Origin of the sequence: Pseudokineococcus sp. 1T1Z-3, from assembly GCF_037482365.1 — a bacterium.
Classification (GTDB): domain Bacteria; phylum Actinomycetota; class Actinomycetes; order Actinomycetales; family Quadrisphaeraceae; genus Pseudokineococcus.
In genome coordinates this window covers 126163-140475 of record NZ_JBBHZF010000023.1, presented here as the reverse complement: position 1 = coordinate 140475, position 14313 = coordinate 126163, and the positions used below count along the sequence as shown (strand labels likewise).

The following is a 14313-nucleotide window of genomic DNA, read 5'->3' as shown; positions in this document are numbered from 1 at the left end:
TCGGTGTCCCGAGGGCCGGTCCCCGGTCTGCGCCGGCGAGGCTGACCGCTCCGCCGACGATGCCTGACGAATTTACCGCCAGTCCCTTTGATGACTGATCTATCAGGCGTCAAGTGGCACCGTGGCTCCCAAGACGACGCCCGCGCGCGTCCGCCGCGCCGGGTTCGGGTGGGCGTGCCCGCCCGGGAGTCCGGGCCCCAGGCCGAGGCGATGATGCGTGAGGTCTTTGGCGTCCACGGCATCCCGCACGTCGTGCACGCCGACCGCGCGACCTCGATGACCTCCAAGAGCGTCGCCCAGCTGCTCGAAGACCTCGGGGTGGAGCGCTCCCACCCCCGCCCCCGGGTCTCGAACGACAACCCCTTCCGCGAGGCGTTGTTCACGACCGTGAAGTACGCGCCGACCTTTCCCGAACGGTTCCCCGACCTCGCGCAGGCGCGGTCCTGGATGGCGGAGTTCGCCGCTTGGTACAACTACGACCACCACCACGCCGGCATCGGGCTGCACACCCCCGCCGACGTTCACCACCACCGCACCGATGGCGTGGATGAGGCCCGCCGCGAGGCCCTGGCCGCCGCCCACGCAGGCCACCCCGAACGGTTCACCCCCCGTACCGGCCTGCCCGCGGTGTTACGCCTGCCGCCCGCGGCAGGGATCAACTAACCCACCACGACCACCGACGAGCCCAAGTCGTCCGAGCTCACCACCGCGGCCTGACACCCGCTGGCCCCACCCGCCTTGACGCGGACCGCGCCAGTCGCTACTTTCCGCCAGCCGCCACTGGCAAAGTAGTTGTCTCCGGTCTTCGCCGATGACAACCGTCAACCAGCGCGTGGCGCCCAGCACTGTCTTAGCCGACGGCGCTGGCGTCCTGCTCCGATCAGTTGGATCGCGCCGACGTCGCGGTCGTCACAGATGGGCGAGCCCATGCCTCGTACCCGCATCGACCAGGCAACGGCCCGCTTCGGGCGCCTGCGCCCCCTCAATGGGGCCATGCTTATTCTCGGCTTACTGGCCCCCGCCTTGCTGACCGGCGCTGGGCTCCCGGAAGGGGGAGCCCGAGACATCACCGCCACCAAGGCCGGCCAAGCGATGCTTCAGCGCATGCAGGTGAGCACCGCAGCATTTGCAGCACCAAGCCAGGTCAACGCACCGGGGGAGACTCTGTCGAGCGTGGCCAGCCTTAAGACGCCCGAGTATCTGGTGTTCACGGGCGTGGAGGGTGACGAGGCGGCAACGTGGGTAGTGCCCGCGGGGCAGCCCTTGCCTGAGGTCAAGACCTCTGCTACCTCGACCGAGGTTTCGAAGGTCTCGGTGCAGACAGTCGCCGTACCGACGCCTGTGGCCGACACCTCTACGGTGCGCAGGCCCGTGGCCGACGCATCAGCCACGCGGGTCGCGGCGGCGGGGGGCTCCATCAAGTGGCAGAGTCCCTATTGCTACGCCCGCTACACCGAGACGGGCGGCTGGTTCGACCACTGCCGTCAGTTCGGCTCAATCGCCTATGACGGTGACAGCAGCCGTGACCACTGGGTTCTTAAGCAGTACGGCACCTGCAAGAGCACCAGCGGATGGCAAGTCGGGATGTGCAAACTGAGCAGCACGAAGAAGAGCGGGTCCACAACTCAGTACTGGGAGGACTGGGCTCCGAGAGCTGACAGCAACGGCAAGTGCCGCAGCATCAGCCTTGCCGTCACTGCGGGCGTCGTCAACGTCGGCGGCAGCTACGACGCCTGCGAGACCAACGACATCACCAAGGGATCCGCTGCTGGGTCCTTCACGTCGGCTTGGACCTCCATCGCGAAGGCGTCTACCGAGCGAGGTGTCCAATCCCAAATCGCAGTGGGTGTCCCTAATGGCAAGGTCCCGGCCTTCAGTCTCGGATGGGATCTCACTGCCTATGTTCGGATCTGACCGCGACATGAGACACCTCAGCGCGCAGAGGAGAGTCGCACACTTCGCCATCGTCTGCGCAGGAACAGTCGCCTTGGCCGGCACGCTTCTCACGGTCCGCCCGCCATCACTCGGACCCATAACTACCAGCGAGGCGTCGGGACTTCTCGACTCTGCGGCCCAACACTCAGGAGAGCCAGATCTCTGCGACCAGTACGCCAGCGATCAGTCAATGTGCCGGCTTTCCCTCGATGCAATGGAAGGCATCTATTCCACCTCCTATACGGAGGTCGGCCAGCAGGAACTAGCCGATGGCTCACGAGTGGTCTTCGTGCAGGGCGAGTTGAGCGACGGCAGCAGCTACCGCAGCTTCCTGCAGATTGTCCGCACAGACAACGGCTCAGTTCGTGCCGTCGACCCGGTATTCTGGTTCGCGCGAGAATTCGACTCCGCTTGACCGGCTCATCGCGAACGAGGGGCTGCTAATCGTAGAAGTTGCTGGCTGCATGACGACATCGAGCTGACGGGCGTGCCCTATCGAGCTTGTACGCGCGCCAAGGTGATCGACGGAGCAATAGGTGCGGCCTGGCGTCATCGTCGACATGACGGCCGTCTGGCGCACGGTGTGCCCAGGTCTACGTGTCGCGAGGACCGGTGCCTTCAACGTCTCGGAGTGTTGCGTCGAGGCCGATAACCGAGGCGATTGATGCGGCGGCCCTCCCTGGCGGACTGCACCTGGATGCACCGAGGCATCTTCCTGAGGCGTCGTGCCCGGTCGCCGCCTGGGCGATCACCGACTGCCCCCGGTGCATGCTGCGGATCGCCCCGAGCAGCTTTTCGGTGTCGACGTCGTCGAGCAGGAAGGCCCGCGCTCCGGCGAGCAGGGCGTCGGCGACGCCGTGACGCTGCTAGAGGTCGTCAGGAGGTCGGCGGCCGGCGGGTCCGCCAGCGCGGTGAGCTGGCGGGTGGCCTCGACGCCGTTCAACACGGACATCCGGACACTCATGAGCACGACGTCGACGGCGGTAGAGCGGCAGGGCGCGACCGCGTCCCGGCCGGTGGCTGCCGTCTCGACAACGGCCATGTCTCTCGCGCTGAAAACCAATCACGAAGGCGCACCCGAGCAGCGGCTGGCCGTCGTCGACGCGGCGGTGGAGGACGCGCTCGAGCAGGTGCGCGGGCGTGGCCGTCCGTCGCTGTCGGCCGCGGGTGAGTCGCCGTTGCTGAGGGGCGCGTGCCGCGTGAATTGGACGAGGCGATACGAGCTGCCGCCGAGCGTGCGGGTCCTTCACGCTCAGCGTGGGTGCGACGCGCCCTCCACGAGGCGGTGCGTCGCGCCGGCTGAGGAGGGCGTCGGTGAGCGGTTCCAAGGGCTGCCGTTCAGCCGTTGCGGCTGGCCGAGGACGAGGTGGCGCGCGTCCACGACGTCGCCCGGCGCTCGAGCATCTGGGTGAGGCGGCTAGGCCGGCACCTGGTCGCCCGACCGTGGCGGTGAGGCGGCGAGGGAGGTGACGAGGTCACGCCGTCGGTGTCCCACGGGCCGGTCCTGGTCTGCGCCGGCGAGGCGTCGATGCCTGACAACTCCGCCACCAGTCCCTTTGATGACTGATCGGTTGGGCGTCAAGTGGCACCGTGGCTGCCAAGACGACGCCCGCGCGCGTCCGCCGCGCCGGCCAAGACATCGGCAGCCAGCTCGCCGCATGGCGCAAGCTGCAGGACCTCACGGCGCAGCAGGTCGCCGAGCGCGCGGGCATCTCGCGGGACACGCTGCGGCGCCTGGAGCAACGGCGAGGTCGGCGTCAGCCTGGAGACCGTCCTCGGCGTCGCCCGGGCGCTCGGTCGCTGAAACCGGCTCGTCGACTCGCTCGACCCGTGGCAGACCGACCTCGGCCGCGCCCGCGCCGCCGCGTCGGTGAGCACGCCGATCACCGAGCTGGGCGTGCACGTCGACCTCGACAGGGCACCCACCCGCGCCGGCACGGCCTCCCTCACGCACGGCCGGCGCGGGGTGACGACGTCCTTCGTCGACGACGCGACCTACCTCGCCGACCCCGCGCGGCGTGGACCTCGAGCCGGCGCTGCCGCGCCGCTCAGCAGTACGTCGACGGCCCGCCCGGCTGCTTCGGGAACTCGGCGCTGGACCGGTGGGACGAGAGGCCGTTGATCGCCACGGCAGCGGGCCCGGGCCGCCGCGGCTTCACCGACGTGCCAGACGTGCGGGGGTCGGGGTTGTCGCGCCTCGCCGGGTGAGCGCCACTCACACCTGCTGTCGCCGAGAGGGCGCGAAGGCGCCGTTCTCCCTGACTGACCGGGGTCGCGTTGCCTACGGTGCCGACCATGATCGACTTCACGAACGGCACCTTCCTCAAGCTCGCTCCCGTCAACCCAGCCGAGGTCGGTGATGGTGTCGCCGACCTCCTCGTCCCCGGCGAGCGGGTGCTGCAGGCCTTCAAGGCGATCCGGGACTACGTCGTGTTCACCGACAAGCGGCTCATCGCCGTCAACGTCCAGGGGATGACGGGCAAGAAGAAGGACTTCACGAGCCTGCCCTACGCCAAGGTCCAGGCCTTCAGCGTGGAGACGGCCGGCACGCTGGACCTCGACGCCGAGCTCGACCTGTGGTTCAGCGGGCTCGGCAAGGTGCGGCTAGAGTTCAAGGGCCGGGCCGACGTCCGCCAGCTCGGCCAGCTGATCGCCCAGCACGTCCTCTGACCGGCGACCTGCCGCCGCGGGCCACTGGCCCGTCAGGGGTCAGGCGCCGGGACCGACCGGGTGACAGCGCCGTGATGGCGTCTCCCGGTGGCCGAGGGAGGCCGAGTCTCGGGGGATGGGCGACCTCGAGGTGCAGCGCTGGCGGCGGTACGGCCACCACCGGCTCTACGTGCAGCGCTCGGACGGCCAGCAGCTCGGCTACTGGGACTGCACGACCGCCACGGCCGTCCTCACCCCAGAGTGCGACGCCGCGGGCCGGGCCGCCTTCGACGCCGCGCTCGCCGGGCACCCGGACGTCGTGGTGCCGGTCGGCACCGCCGGCATCCCGGACGCCGACCATGAGCAGGTGGCGGCCGTGCCGGTGCCGCGGGTCCCCGCGCCGGCGGAGGCGGCGGCGACCTCCGAGCCGGCCTCGTCGGGACCCGAGACCTTCGGACGTGCGTGGACCGACCTGGCGTCCAACCGCGCCGGTGCAGCGGCGCGCGCCAAGGCCCTCGAGCTGCGTCGGGCGGCGCCCGTCCGAACCTTCGTCGCCCGGCTGCTCGGGAGGCACACCGAGGAACGGGCGTGGCGGATCGGCGCGGACGGGGAGGAGGCCGTCGCGGCGCAGCTGGCCAGGCTCGATAGACGGTGGCGGGTGCTGCACGCCGTGCTTGTCGGTGAGCGGGACAGCGACATCGACCACGTCGTGGTCGGCCCGGGCGGAGTCTTCACGATCAACACCAAGAACCACCCGCGGGCCCGGGTGTGGGTCGGCGGCAGCACGGTCCTGGTGAACGGTCAGCGCACGCGGTACGTGCGCAACAGCCGGCACGAGGCGCGCCGCGCGGCCAGGCTGCTCGCCGCCGCAGGCGCCGGGCCGGTAGAGGTGGCCGGCGTCGTCGCCCTCGTGGGCGTCCGCGGCGGCCTGACGATCCGCAGCCAGCCGGGCGACGTCACCGTCACCAGCCGGCGGGAGCTGGCCGGCTGGCTCATCGCTCAGCCGCAGCGGCTGACGGATGACGAGGTGGCGCGGGTCTACGACGTCGCCCGGCGCTCCAGCACCTGGGTGCGGCCGCGCGTCGGGTGAGGGGAGCCGTCGCTCCGAGCAGCGGCCGCGGTCCTGACCGGGCGAGTAGCTGCGCCGCGACCTGCACTCGACGCACCGCTCCGGTGTGTCCGCCGTCAGGTCATCGGTGCTGGTGTTGTCGCCACAGGAGGCCGGGTAGACCCGCTCACAGGACGAAGCCTCTGCGGGCCGCCACGCTCGCACGACGTCGTACCCGGTGAGCCCGGCGGCCTGCGCCGCCGCCTCGCCCATGGCGACCTCGTCGAGGGGCCGGGAGAAGGCCGGGTGCGCGGGCAGCGCGGTCGTGGCGTCCGCCTGAGGGCCGACGACGAGGCACGCGCAGTCGCCACCGTCCATCGCCGACCGGCGCCAGAAGCCGTCGACGACGGGGAAGGCGTGGTCCTCCCGCTACGCACGTGTGGCCACATCGTGCGCTGATGTGGGGTGGCGTGCGGATGAGGCGGGCAGCTCGGTCGACGCCGAGCGCCGCCGCATGTTCAACGCCGTCGCCCCGGTGCAGCCGCCACGCCTTCGGGGAAGAGGTGCTGCGACCACCCCGTGAGCCCGAGAGTCGGTGCACCGATCCCTCGTCGGACATGGGCGGTGTCGCGCGCCGAAGGCGCGGGGGGCATGACCACCCAGCCATCGAGGCCACAGGACCCCCGGTGTCACGCCACCCGCAGGGTGTCCGCGTCCGCCGTGAGGGGCCCAGGACGCGGAACGGGCGCCCGTGGTGGCGCACAGCTCACGACGTGGCGCGCCGCGTCCCTGTCGCTGTGACGTCGTCCTGGGCTCCGCCGCCGCGCCGGCCGTCTGGCCCCGTGCTCGCCCGGCCCACGGGCATGACGTGCGGGCGGCCCGTGGTGGGGTCGGCGACGACGTGGGCCTCGAGGTCGAAGACGGCGCGCAGGGTCTCCGGCGTCACGACCTCGGCGGGAGTGCCGTGCGCGACGACCCGCCCGTCGCGCAGGGCGACGACGCGGTCGGCGAAGCGGGCGGCCATCGACAGGTCGTGCAGCACCATGAGGACGGTCGTGCCGGCCTCCTCGTGCAGGCGCCGCACGAGCTCCAGGACGTCGAGCTGGTGGGCGACGTCGAGGTAGGTCGTCGGCTCGTCGAGCAGCAGGACGGGCGTCTGCTGGGCGAGGGCCATCGCGATCCAGGCCCGCTGGCGCTGGCCCCCGGAGAGGTCGTCGACGGCGGCGTGGGCGAGGTCGAGCATCCCGGTGCGGGCCAGGACGTCGAGGACGACGGCCTCGTCGGCGCGTGACCACTGGTCGTACCAGCGGCGGTGCGGGTCGCGGCCGCGGGAGACGAGGTCGACGACCGTGAGGCCCTCCGGCGCGACCGGCCCCTGGGGCAGCACGCCGAGCCGCTGCGCCAGCTGCTTGCTGCGCAGCCGGGCGACGTCCGCGCCGTCGAGGACCACCGTGCCCGCCGTCGGCGCGACCAGGCGCCCCAGGGCGCGCAGCAGCGTCGACTTGCCCGAGCCGTTGGGGCCCACGACGGCCGTGACGGCACCCCGGGTGACCTCCAGGTCCACGGCGTCGACCGCCAGGGCCCGGCCCAGCTGCACCGACAGCCCCCGAGCGCCCAGCGCGGCGCCCGCGCCGTCGACCTCGCCGGGCCCGCTCACGTCGTCCTCCGGCGGCGCACGACGAGCAGCCAGGCCAGGAAGGGCCCGCCGACGACGGCGACGACGGCGCCGGCCGGCAGCTGCAGGGGCGCCAGGAGCATCCGGGCGACGAGGTCGCTCGCGGCGAGGAACAGCGCACCGCAGCAGGCCGAGGCGAGCAGCGGCGGCCGCGAGGAGCCGCTGGCCAGGCGCGCCGCGTGCGGGGCGACGAGCGCGACGAACCCCATCGGCCCCACCGAGGCGGCCGCGACGGCCGTGAGGACGACGGCGACCAGGCTCGTGGCGGCGGCCGTGCCCCGCACCCCTGCGCCGGTGGCCCGCGCGAGGTCGGGGCCCAGCTGCAGCGCGCCCAGCCGGGAGGCCAGCGGCGCCAGCACGACGACGGCGGCGGCCAGGCACACGACGAGCGGCCACAGCTCGGGCCAGGAGCGCTGGTTGAGGGAGCCGGTGAGCCACACGTTGGCGCGCGAGGCGTCGTTGAGCGGGGCGGCGATGAGCAGCCAGCTGACGACGGCGGCGAAGAAGGCGGAGACGCCGACGCCGACGAGCAGGGGCTTGGTGCCCGCGAAGCCCGACCGCCGCACGATGAGCAGCACGATCGCGCTCGCGAGGGCCGCGCCGGCGAGGGCGGCCGCGGGGACCCCGACGTCGCGCAGCGGCCCGGCCGTGGAGGCCCGTCCGCCGAGGGTGATGACGGCGACCGCCCCGGCGCTCGCGCCGGCGGTGATGCCCAGCAGGTCCGGCGTCGCCAGGGCGTTGCGGGCGGTGGTCTGCAGCAGCGCCCCCGCCACGGCGAGCGCCGCGCCGGCGGCCAGCCCGGTGAGGACCCGCGGCAGGCGCACGGTCTGGACGACGAGCAGGTCCTGCGGGCTGCCCTGGCCGGCGAGCGCCGCGACCACCTGCCCGGGCGTGAGCGTGTAGTCGCCGACGCCCAGGGCGAGCACCGCGACGGCCAGCGCCGCCCCGAGGAAGCCCGCCGTCACGGCCAGCACCCGCGGCCGCCGCACGAGGCTCGCCGGACCCACGCGCACGGCCGGCAGCAGGGGCTCGCGCGGGGGCACGGGCGGCGCGGCGACCCGGCGCTCGACCACCGCGCTCACGCCGTCCGCCGGGTGGCGCGCAGGACGACGGCGACGAAGGCGGGGGCGCCGACGACGCCGAGCACCACCCCGACGGGCACCTCGGCGGGCGCCAGGGCGACGCGGCCGACGAGGTCGGCCAGCAGCACCAGCAGGGCGCCGACGAGCGCGCTGGCCGGCACGAGCCGGCGGTGGCCGGGGCCGGTGACCAGGCGGACGAGGTGGGGCGCGACGAGGCCGACGAAGCCGAGCGAGCCGACGCACGCCACCGCCCCGGCGGCCAGCAGCGTGACGGCGCCGAGGCCGACGAGCCGCGAGCGGCCCAGGTCGCGCCCGAGGGAGGAGGCCGCGTCGTCGCCGAGCACCAGGGCGTCCATCGTCGAGCTGTGCGCGAGCGCGAGGAGCAGTCCCGCGCCGACGGCGACGAAGGCCGGCGCGAGGCCCGCGAGGTCCTGCACGCCGCTCAGCGACCCGACGCTCCAGTAGCGGAAGACGTCGAACGTCGTCGGGCTGACGACGAGCACGATGCCCGAGACGGCGCTGAGCACCGCCCCGAGGGCCGCGCCGGCCAGCACGAGCGTCGCGGGCGAGGCGTCGCGGCGGCTGCCGGCGAGCAGGCCGAGGGCGGTGACCGCCGTCGCGGCGGCGGCGGCCCCGAGCATCGCGGCCCACAGGTGCCCGGTGGCGCTGGTCACGCCGAGGAGCGCGATGGCGAGCACGACGGCCAGCGCCGCGCCGGCGGTGACGCCCAGCAGGCCCGGGTCGGCCAGGGGGTTGCGGGTGTGCGCCTGCATCACCGCCCCGGCGACGGCGAGCGCGGCGCCGGCGACGAGGGCGATGAGGGTCCGCGGCACCCGCTGGTCGAGCAGGACCGCCGTCGCCTCGACGCTGCCGTCGCCGCGCAGGACGGCCCACAGCTCACCCATCCCCAGGGAGCGCGAGCCGACGGCGCCGCCCGCGAGCACGGCCAGCGCGAGGAGGAGCCCCAGCAGCAGCAGCCAGCGCAGCCGGGCGCCGGTCGTGCGCGCGAGCCCGGTGCCGGTGACGTCGCCCGGGCCGGGTCGCAGGCCGGGCCGGGGCGGGCGCCGGACCCGGTCGGGGTGCAGGGCCGGCTCAGACACTCGCGTACAGCTGCTCGACCTGGTCGAGGACGTGCAGGGCGGTCAGCGGCCCGCCGTCGTGGGTCAGCCTGTCCCCGCGCACGACCTGGCCCTGCTCGACCGCCGGCAGGGAGGTCCACAGGGCGTCCTGGCCCATCGACGCCCACATCTGCGCGGAGGTGACGAAGACGAGGATCGCGTCGGCGTCGTCGTAGGCGGTGCGGGTCTGCTCGAAGCTGAACTCGACGGTCTCGCCGCTGTCGAGCGCCTGGGCGAAGGCCTCGGACGGCAGGGCGCCGACGTCCTGCAGCACCATCGACTCCAGCCGGCCGCCGCCGACGTCGGTGCCCTCGTCGTCGTACTCGAAGGGCACGACGGACGTCGTGGCGATCTGCTCGGCGTAGCGGGTGCGGATCTCCTGGACCCGGGCGTCGTACTCGGCGATGAGCGCCTCGGCCTCGGCCGTGCGCCCGGTGGCCGCGCCGACCGTCAGCAGGTCGGCCTGCCAGGTGGTCTCGTCCTGGTTGCCGATGGGCACGACGGGGGCGATGGCCTGCAGCTCGGCCATGATCGGCTCCAGCTCGGTGGAGCGGGACACGATGAGGTCCGGCGCGACCTGCGCGATGGCCTCGAGGTTGATCTCGTCGACGAGGAAGAGCGGCTGCGCGCCCTGGGCGTCGGCGGCCTCGAGCCCGTCGGCGAGCGGGCCGCGCAGCTCGTAGCCGTCGGCCGGGTCCCGGCTGGGGTAGCCGACGAGCGGCAGGTCCAGGGCCAGCACGACGTCGGTGTCGCGGCGACCCTCGAGGACGACGACGGAGTCGATGTCCTCCGGCTCGGGCACCGCGACCTCCCCCATGACGGTGTCGACGGTCCTCGTCGGGGCGGCGTCGCCTGAGTCGGTGCCCGGGCCGGCGCACGCCGGGGCGAGCAGGAGCGCAGCGCCGACCAGGCCCAGGGCGGCGCTGCGGCGTCGAGCGGGGGTGGTGGTCAGCACGAGGCTCCTCGGTCGTGAGGGAAGGTAAGCAATGCCTAACCGTACTGGGCGGTGGGGTCGGTGGAGGCCCCACCCCGTGCGGTCGGGGCGAGGTGCTCGCCGCCGGGCCGATCTGCAGGCGGGCCACGCCGCAGCGACAGCCTCCTGACAGGTGCGGCGCCGAGCGTCTTCCTCGGGCGGACAGACCGCCCGTCGCAGAGGAGGACGACGATGCGCAGAACGATCACGACGGTCGTGGTGGCCAGCGCGGTGGCCCTCGGTGGTGCCGCGGTCGGCGCGGCGGCCCTGGCCGGGCCGGCGCTGGCGGCCGCCGCTGAGGAGGGGGCGGACCAGGGCGTCGCGCAGGCCCTCGCCGAGCGGGTGGACCGCATCACCGAGGCCCTGGCCGGGCTGGTGGACGACGGGACCATCACCCAGGAGCAGGCCGAGACGGTCGCCTCGACGCTGGTCGAGAAGATGCCCGGCGGGCCCGGCGGGCCGGGTGGTCGCGGAGGCCCCGGCGGCGTGGGCGGCCCGGGTGGGCTCGAGGCGGCGGCCGAGGCCCTCTCCCTGACGGGCGAGGAGCTGCGGGAGGCCCTCTCGGCCGACGGCGCCACCCTCGCCTCGGTCGCGCAGGCGCAGGGCGTGGAGGAGTCGACCCTCGTCGACGCCCTCGTCGCGGCGCAGACCGAGCGGGTCCAGGAGCGCGTCGAGGCCGGTGACCTCACCCAGGAGGAGGCCGACGCCCGGCTCGCCGAGGTCCGCGAGCGGGTGGAGGAGGCGGTGACGTCGACCGCGCCGGCCGGCGGCCGTGGCGGCCACGGCNCCCGGTGGTGGGCCCGGTGGTGGGCCCGGTGGTGGGCCCGGCGGTGAGGACGGCGGTGCCTCGCAGGGCGGGTCCGACTCGTCGACGGAGCCGGACGCGGCGGAGGCCACGCCGAGCTCCTGACCCGCGGCTCCACCGCCTGGTCGGTGGACCCGCTGGAGGGCTGACGCCGCGGCGCGCGAGCGCGTCGCGGCGTCGCAGGAGGGGCGCTGCTGGTGCGGGTCTCGCCCGCCGACGACCTCGACGGCGTGCCGCGGTCAGAGGTCACCGGCGTGGCGCCGTCGGACGTCGAGTCCGACGCCAGGCAGGTCTGCCGGCGCGGTGACCTGCGCGCCGTCGGACTCGGACGCCGGGTCAGCTCGGCGACGACCCCAGAAGCTCCCGGTCCTCAGTCGCACATGTCGCACTGCCCGCTGCGGGGCAGCTGCATGTGGCAGGAGGGGCACGTCGCCGGGGGCGGCGGCGGTGGGGCGGCCGGCGCGGCGACCGTGCGTCGCCGGGGCGGGACGCCCGCCCCGCGGCTCCGGCTGGAGGTGGACCTGGCGGTGAGGGTCGGCTGCCCGCCGTCGGCAGGGAGGTCGCGGGCCAGCGCCTGGTAGCACTGCAGGCGGGCATGCGCGGCGTGACGGTCGACGTCGGCGGGCCGCGTGCCGGTGTGGCGCTCGACGGCGTCGCCGTAGCCCGCGCCGACGCTGCCGTCGGCCTCGCGGACCACCAGGGCGTCCAGCGGCGGGTGGTCGGTGCCAGGGTCGGCGCAGGCGTCGGAGACGCGGGCGAGGACGTCGCCGATCCAGTTCTGCAGCAGGGACCGGGTGGCGACGCCCGAGCGGGCGAACAGGGCGCGGGCGAGGTCGCCGTAGCCGATGGTCGCGTTGTAGGTGCGGGCGCGGGCGGTGAGGACGGCGAGGGCCGCCCGGGCCCAGGCGTCGACCGCGTCGGGGAACGCGACGGCGGAGCCGTCGGCGATCCGGTAGGTGCCGGGCGTCGTCGTCGTCGCGGTGGCGTCAGGCACGGGACGTCCTGGGCTCGAGCACGTCCTGACGATAGGCGTTGCCGGGACCCTGCTGGGGCCCGGTCGGGCTGCGGGGGTCAGGAGACCGGCGCAGGGCAGCCGAGCGGTCCCTCGAAGAGCACGCTCCAGGGCGCCGCCGGGCTGGCCTCGCGGGGCAGCCCGAGGACGGTCCAGCTCAGGTCCACGAAGCGGTCCGTGCCCACGCTCCCGCCCTCGTCGACCGGCTTTGCGTCGCTGCCGCAGGCGGTCCCGGTGCGGCCGACCATCCGCAGGGGCATCGACGTGCCGGGCTCGACGACGACGCCCTCACCCAGCGGCCGCCACGCGGCCTGCGACACGTCGACCGGCACCGTGAGGTCGACGTCGCCGAGGACGCGGACGGGCTCCTGCGTCGCGAGCCTCGGGACGGCGTCCGTCAGCCGGACGGGCAGCGGCCCCTCGTTGCGCCCGCCACGGCGACACGTCGGGGCCAGCGCCGCGGCATGGGGGGAGAGCCCTCCTCCGTCGTCGCCTCGGTCGTCCTCATCAGGCCTCCGCTCGTCCCTCCGCCCGGCACGGTATCCGGCGCGGTCAGTGGGGCGGGAGGTGCTGCCCCGAGGAGCGGTGTCTGCCCCCGGTCGGCTCGTCGAGCCCGACTCCGACGGGTCGTGCCGCCGACTCCGCCTAGCCTGCCCTCGTGCCCGAGCTGCCGGAGGTCGAGCTGGCCCGCTCCACCATCGAGCGGGCGGCGCTGGGCCGGACGATCGTCGACGTCGACGACGCCGACGAGTGGGTCTGCCGCCCGCACGCACCGGGGCAGGTCCGCGCCGCGCTGCTGGGCCGGCAGCTGACCGCCGCGCACCGCCGCGGCAAGACGATGTGGTGCGACACCAGCGCTCTCGACGGGGACGGCGACAGCAGCGGCGAGGCGGGAGGACCGCAGCTGGGCGTCCACCTCGGCATGAGCGGTCGCATCATCGTGCGGACCGCCGACGAGGAGACCGTGCACGGGGGCGACCCGGTGCGCGGCGCCGACGGCACCGACGCCTCGGTGGCCAAGCCCGAGTGGTACCGCTTCACCCTCACCTTCGACGACGGCGGCAGCCTGCGGCTGTTCGACAAGCGGCGGCTCGGCCGGGTGCGCCTCGACCCTTCCCTCGAGGACCTCGGGCCGGACGCGGCGGAGATCGGCGTCGCGGACTTCCGGGCCCGGGTCGGGCGCGGGACGGCGCCGCTCAAGGCCCGCCTGCTCGACCAGTCGGTGCTCGCCGGCGTCGGCAACCTGCTTGCCGACGAGACCCTCTGGCAGGCACGCCAGGACCCCCGTCGCCCCGCCGGCGACCTGTCGGCCGACGAGCTGACCGACCTGCACCGGGTGCTGCGCGCGGCGACCCGGGCCGCCGTCCGCCACGGCGGCGTGCACACCGGCGAGGTGATCGGCTCACGGAAGAAGGGCCGGCGGTGCCCTCGCTGCGGCGCCGCCATGGCCACCGGCCAGGTCGGCGGTCGGACGACGTGGTGGTGCACGGCGGAGCAGCAGGGCTGACCCTGACGGCGCGTCGCGTCGCGCGAGCTGCCTGCTACGGCGACGTCGTCGCCCTCCGGGCTGACGGACGATCCAGGGTCTCGTCGTCGGCGAGACGGCGCGCCGCGCCAGACACGGGTCAGCCGGCGGCCGGCTCGTCGCGGTCGTGGACCTGCGCCGGCGGGTGCGTGGCCTCGACGGCGGTGAAGGGCTCGAGGATCACGTAGGAGTGCGCGGCCCCCCGCGGGACGACCCACGAGTCGCCGGCGGTGAGGACGACGACCTGGCCCTCGGTGCGCAGCTCGGCGCGCCCGGCGATGACGTACCCCACCGTCTCGTAGTCGCGGGCCACCTCGGGCTGCGGGTCGCCGGGTGGCTGCTCCTGCCACATCCGCATGCTCGTGCTCGCCCCGCTGGCGAGGTGGACCTGGCCCATCGCCCCCCGCGGGGAGTGCGCGCTGTCGACCTTGACGACCGTCGTGTCACCCATGCCGACGACGCTACGGCGGGAGGTGGCCGCGGGCCCGTCG

The 14313-nt window shown here is 74.4% G+C and carries 14 protein-coding genes and 1 pseudogene; 8 read left to right on the top strand and 7 right to left on the bottom strand.

The window, feature by feature from the left end:
- Positions 1 to 174: 174 nt before the first annotated feature.
- The 7 genes and pseudogenes from WDV86_RS08085 to WDV86_RS08060 form a co-directional block, all read left to right on the top strand.
- A pseudogene (locus tag WDV86_RS08085) lies at positions 175 to 663 on the top strand (integrase core domain-containing protein); the annotation flags it as partial.
- A gap of 264 nt (positions 664 to 927) precedes the next feature.
- The gene (locus WDV86_RS08080; RefSeq protein WP_339567105.1) at positions 928 to 1914 is read left to right on the top strand and encodes a hypothetical protein; all 987 of its coding nucleotides are present in this window, start codon (positions 928 to 930) and stop codon (positions 1912 to 1914) included.
- 235 nt (positions 1915 to 2149) lie between these two features.
- Entirely contained in the window at positions 2150 to 2350 is a 201-nt protein-coding gene (locus tag WDV86_RS08075; RefSeq protein WP_339567104.1) for a hypothetical protein, read from the top strand.
- A 310-nt stretch (positions 2351 to 2660) separates the two neighbouring features.
- A complete protein-coding gene (locus WDV86_RS08070) occupies positions 2661 to 3347 on the top strand; it encodes a hypothetical protein (RefSeq protein ID WP_339567103.1) in 687 nt (228 codons plus the stop codon).
- A gap of 178 nt (positions 3348 to 3525) precedes the next feature.
- The gene (locus WDV86_RS16255; protein WP_445262986.1) at positions 3526 to 4143 is read left to right on the top strand and encodes a helix-turn-helix domain-containing protein; all 618 of its coding nucleotides are present in this window, start codon (positions 3526 to 3528) and stop codon (positions 4141 to 4143) included.
- Between the two features lie 87 nt (positions 4144 to 4230).
- On the top strand, positions 4231 to 4605 hold the full coding sequence (locus WDV86_RS08065; RefSeq protein WP_339567102.1) for a PH domain-containing protein: 375 nt from the start codon (positions 4231 to 4233) through the stop codon (positions 4603 to 4605).
- A 115-nt stretch (positions 4606 to 4720) separates the two neighbouring features.
- Entirely contained in the window at positions 4721 to 5674 is a 954-nt protein-coding gene (locus WDV86_RS08060; protein WP_339567101.1) for a nuclease-related domain-containing protein, read from the top strand.
- A gap of 724 nt (positions 5675 to 6398) precedes the next feature.
- Here WDV86_RS08060 and WDV86_RS08055 read toward each other — a convergent pair.
- The 6 genes from WDV86_RS08055 to WDV86_RS08030 all read right to left on the bottom strand — a co-directional run bounded on the left by WDV86_RS08055 (position 6399) and on the right by WDV86_RS08030 (position 12629).
- Positions 6399 to 7289: an ABC transporter ATP-binding protein gene (locus WDV86_RS08055; protein ID WP_339567100.1), complete on the bottom strand. Its 891-nt coding sequence runs from the start codon at positions 7287 to 7289 to the stop codon at positions 6399 to 6401.
- Entirely contained in the window at positions 7286 to 8389 is a 1104-nt protein-coding gene (locus WDV86_RS08050) for a FecCD family ABC transporter permease (RefSeq protein ID WP_339567099.1), read from the bottom strand. The genes WDV86_RS08055 and WDV86_RS08050 overlap by 4 nt, the downstream gene beginning before the upstream one ends.
- Positions 8386 to 9489 carry a FecCD family ABC transporter permease gene (locus WDV86_RS08045; protein ID WP_339567098.1) on the bottom strand — a complete coding sequence of 368 codons (1104 nt, stop codon included), beginning with the start codon at positions 9487 to 9489 and terminating at the stop codon, positions 8386 to 8388. The genes WDV86_RS08050 and WDV86_RS08045 overlap by 4 nt, the downstream gene beginning before the upstream one ends.
- Entirely contained in the window at positions 9482 to 10462 is a 981-nt protein-coding gene (locus WDV86_RS08040) for an ABC transporter substrate-binding protein (protein WP_339567097.1), read from the bottom strand. The genes WDV86_RS08045 and WDV86_RS08040 overlap by 8 nt, the downstream gene beginning before the upstream one ends.
- 1193 nt (positions 10463 to 11655) lie before the next feature.
- The gene (locus WDV86_RS08035) at positions 11656 to 12279 is read right to left on the bottom strand and encodes a hypothetical protein (RefSeq protein ID WP_339567096.1); all 624 of its coding nucleotides are present in this window, start codon (positions 12277 to 12279) and stop codon (positions 11656 to 11658) included.
- Between the two features lie 77 nt (positions 12280 to 12356).
- Positions 12357 to 12629, bottom strand: coding sequence for a hypothetical protein (locus WDV86_RS08030; protein WP_339567095.1), 273 nt, complete (start codon positions 12627 to 12629; stop codon positions 12357 to 12359).
- Between the two features lie 326 nt (positions 12630 to 12955).
- On the opposite strand from WDV86_RS08030, the gene WDV86_RS08025 reads away from it, so the two are divergent.
- Positions 12956 to 13804: an Fpg/Nei family DNA glycosylase gene (locus WDV86_RS08025; protein ID WP_339567094.1), complete on the top strand. Its 849-nt coding sequence runs from the start codon at positions 12956 to 12958 to the stop codon at positions 13802 to 13804.
- 118 nt (positions 13805 to 13922) lie between these two features.
- Here the strand turns inward: WDV86_RS08025 and WDV86_RS08020 are convergent, their stop codons facing one another.
- Complete coding sequence (locus WDV86_RS08020; protein ID WP_339567093.1) at positions 13923 to 14273, bottom strand: cupin domain-containing protein; 351 nt, start codon at positions 14271 to 14273, stop codon at positions 13923 to 13925.
- Between the last annotated feature and the right edge of the window lie 40 nt (positions 14274 to 14313).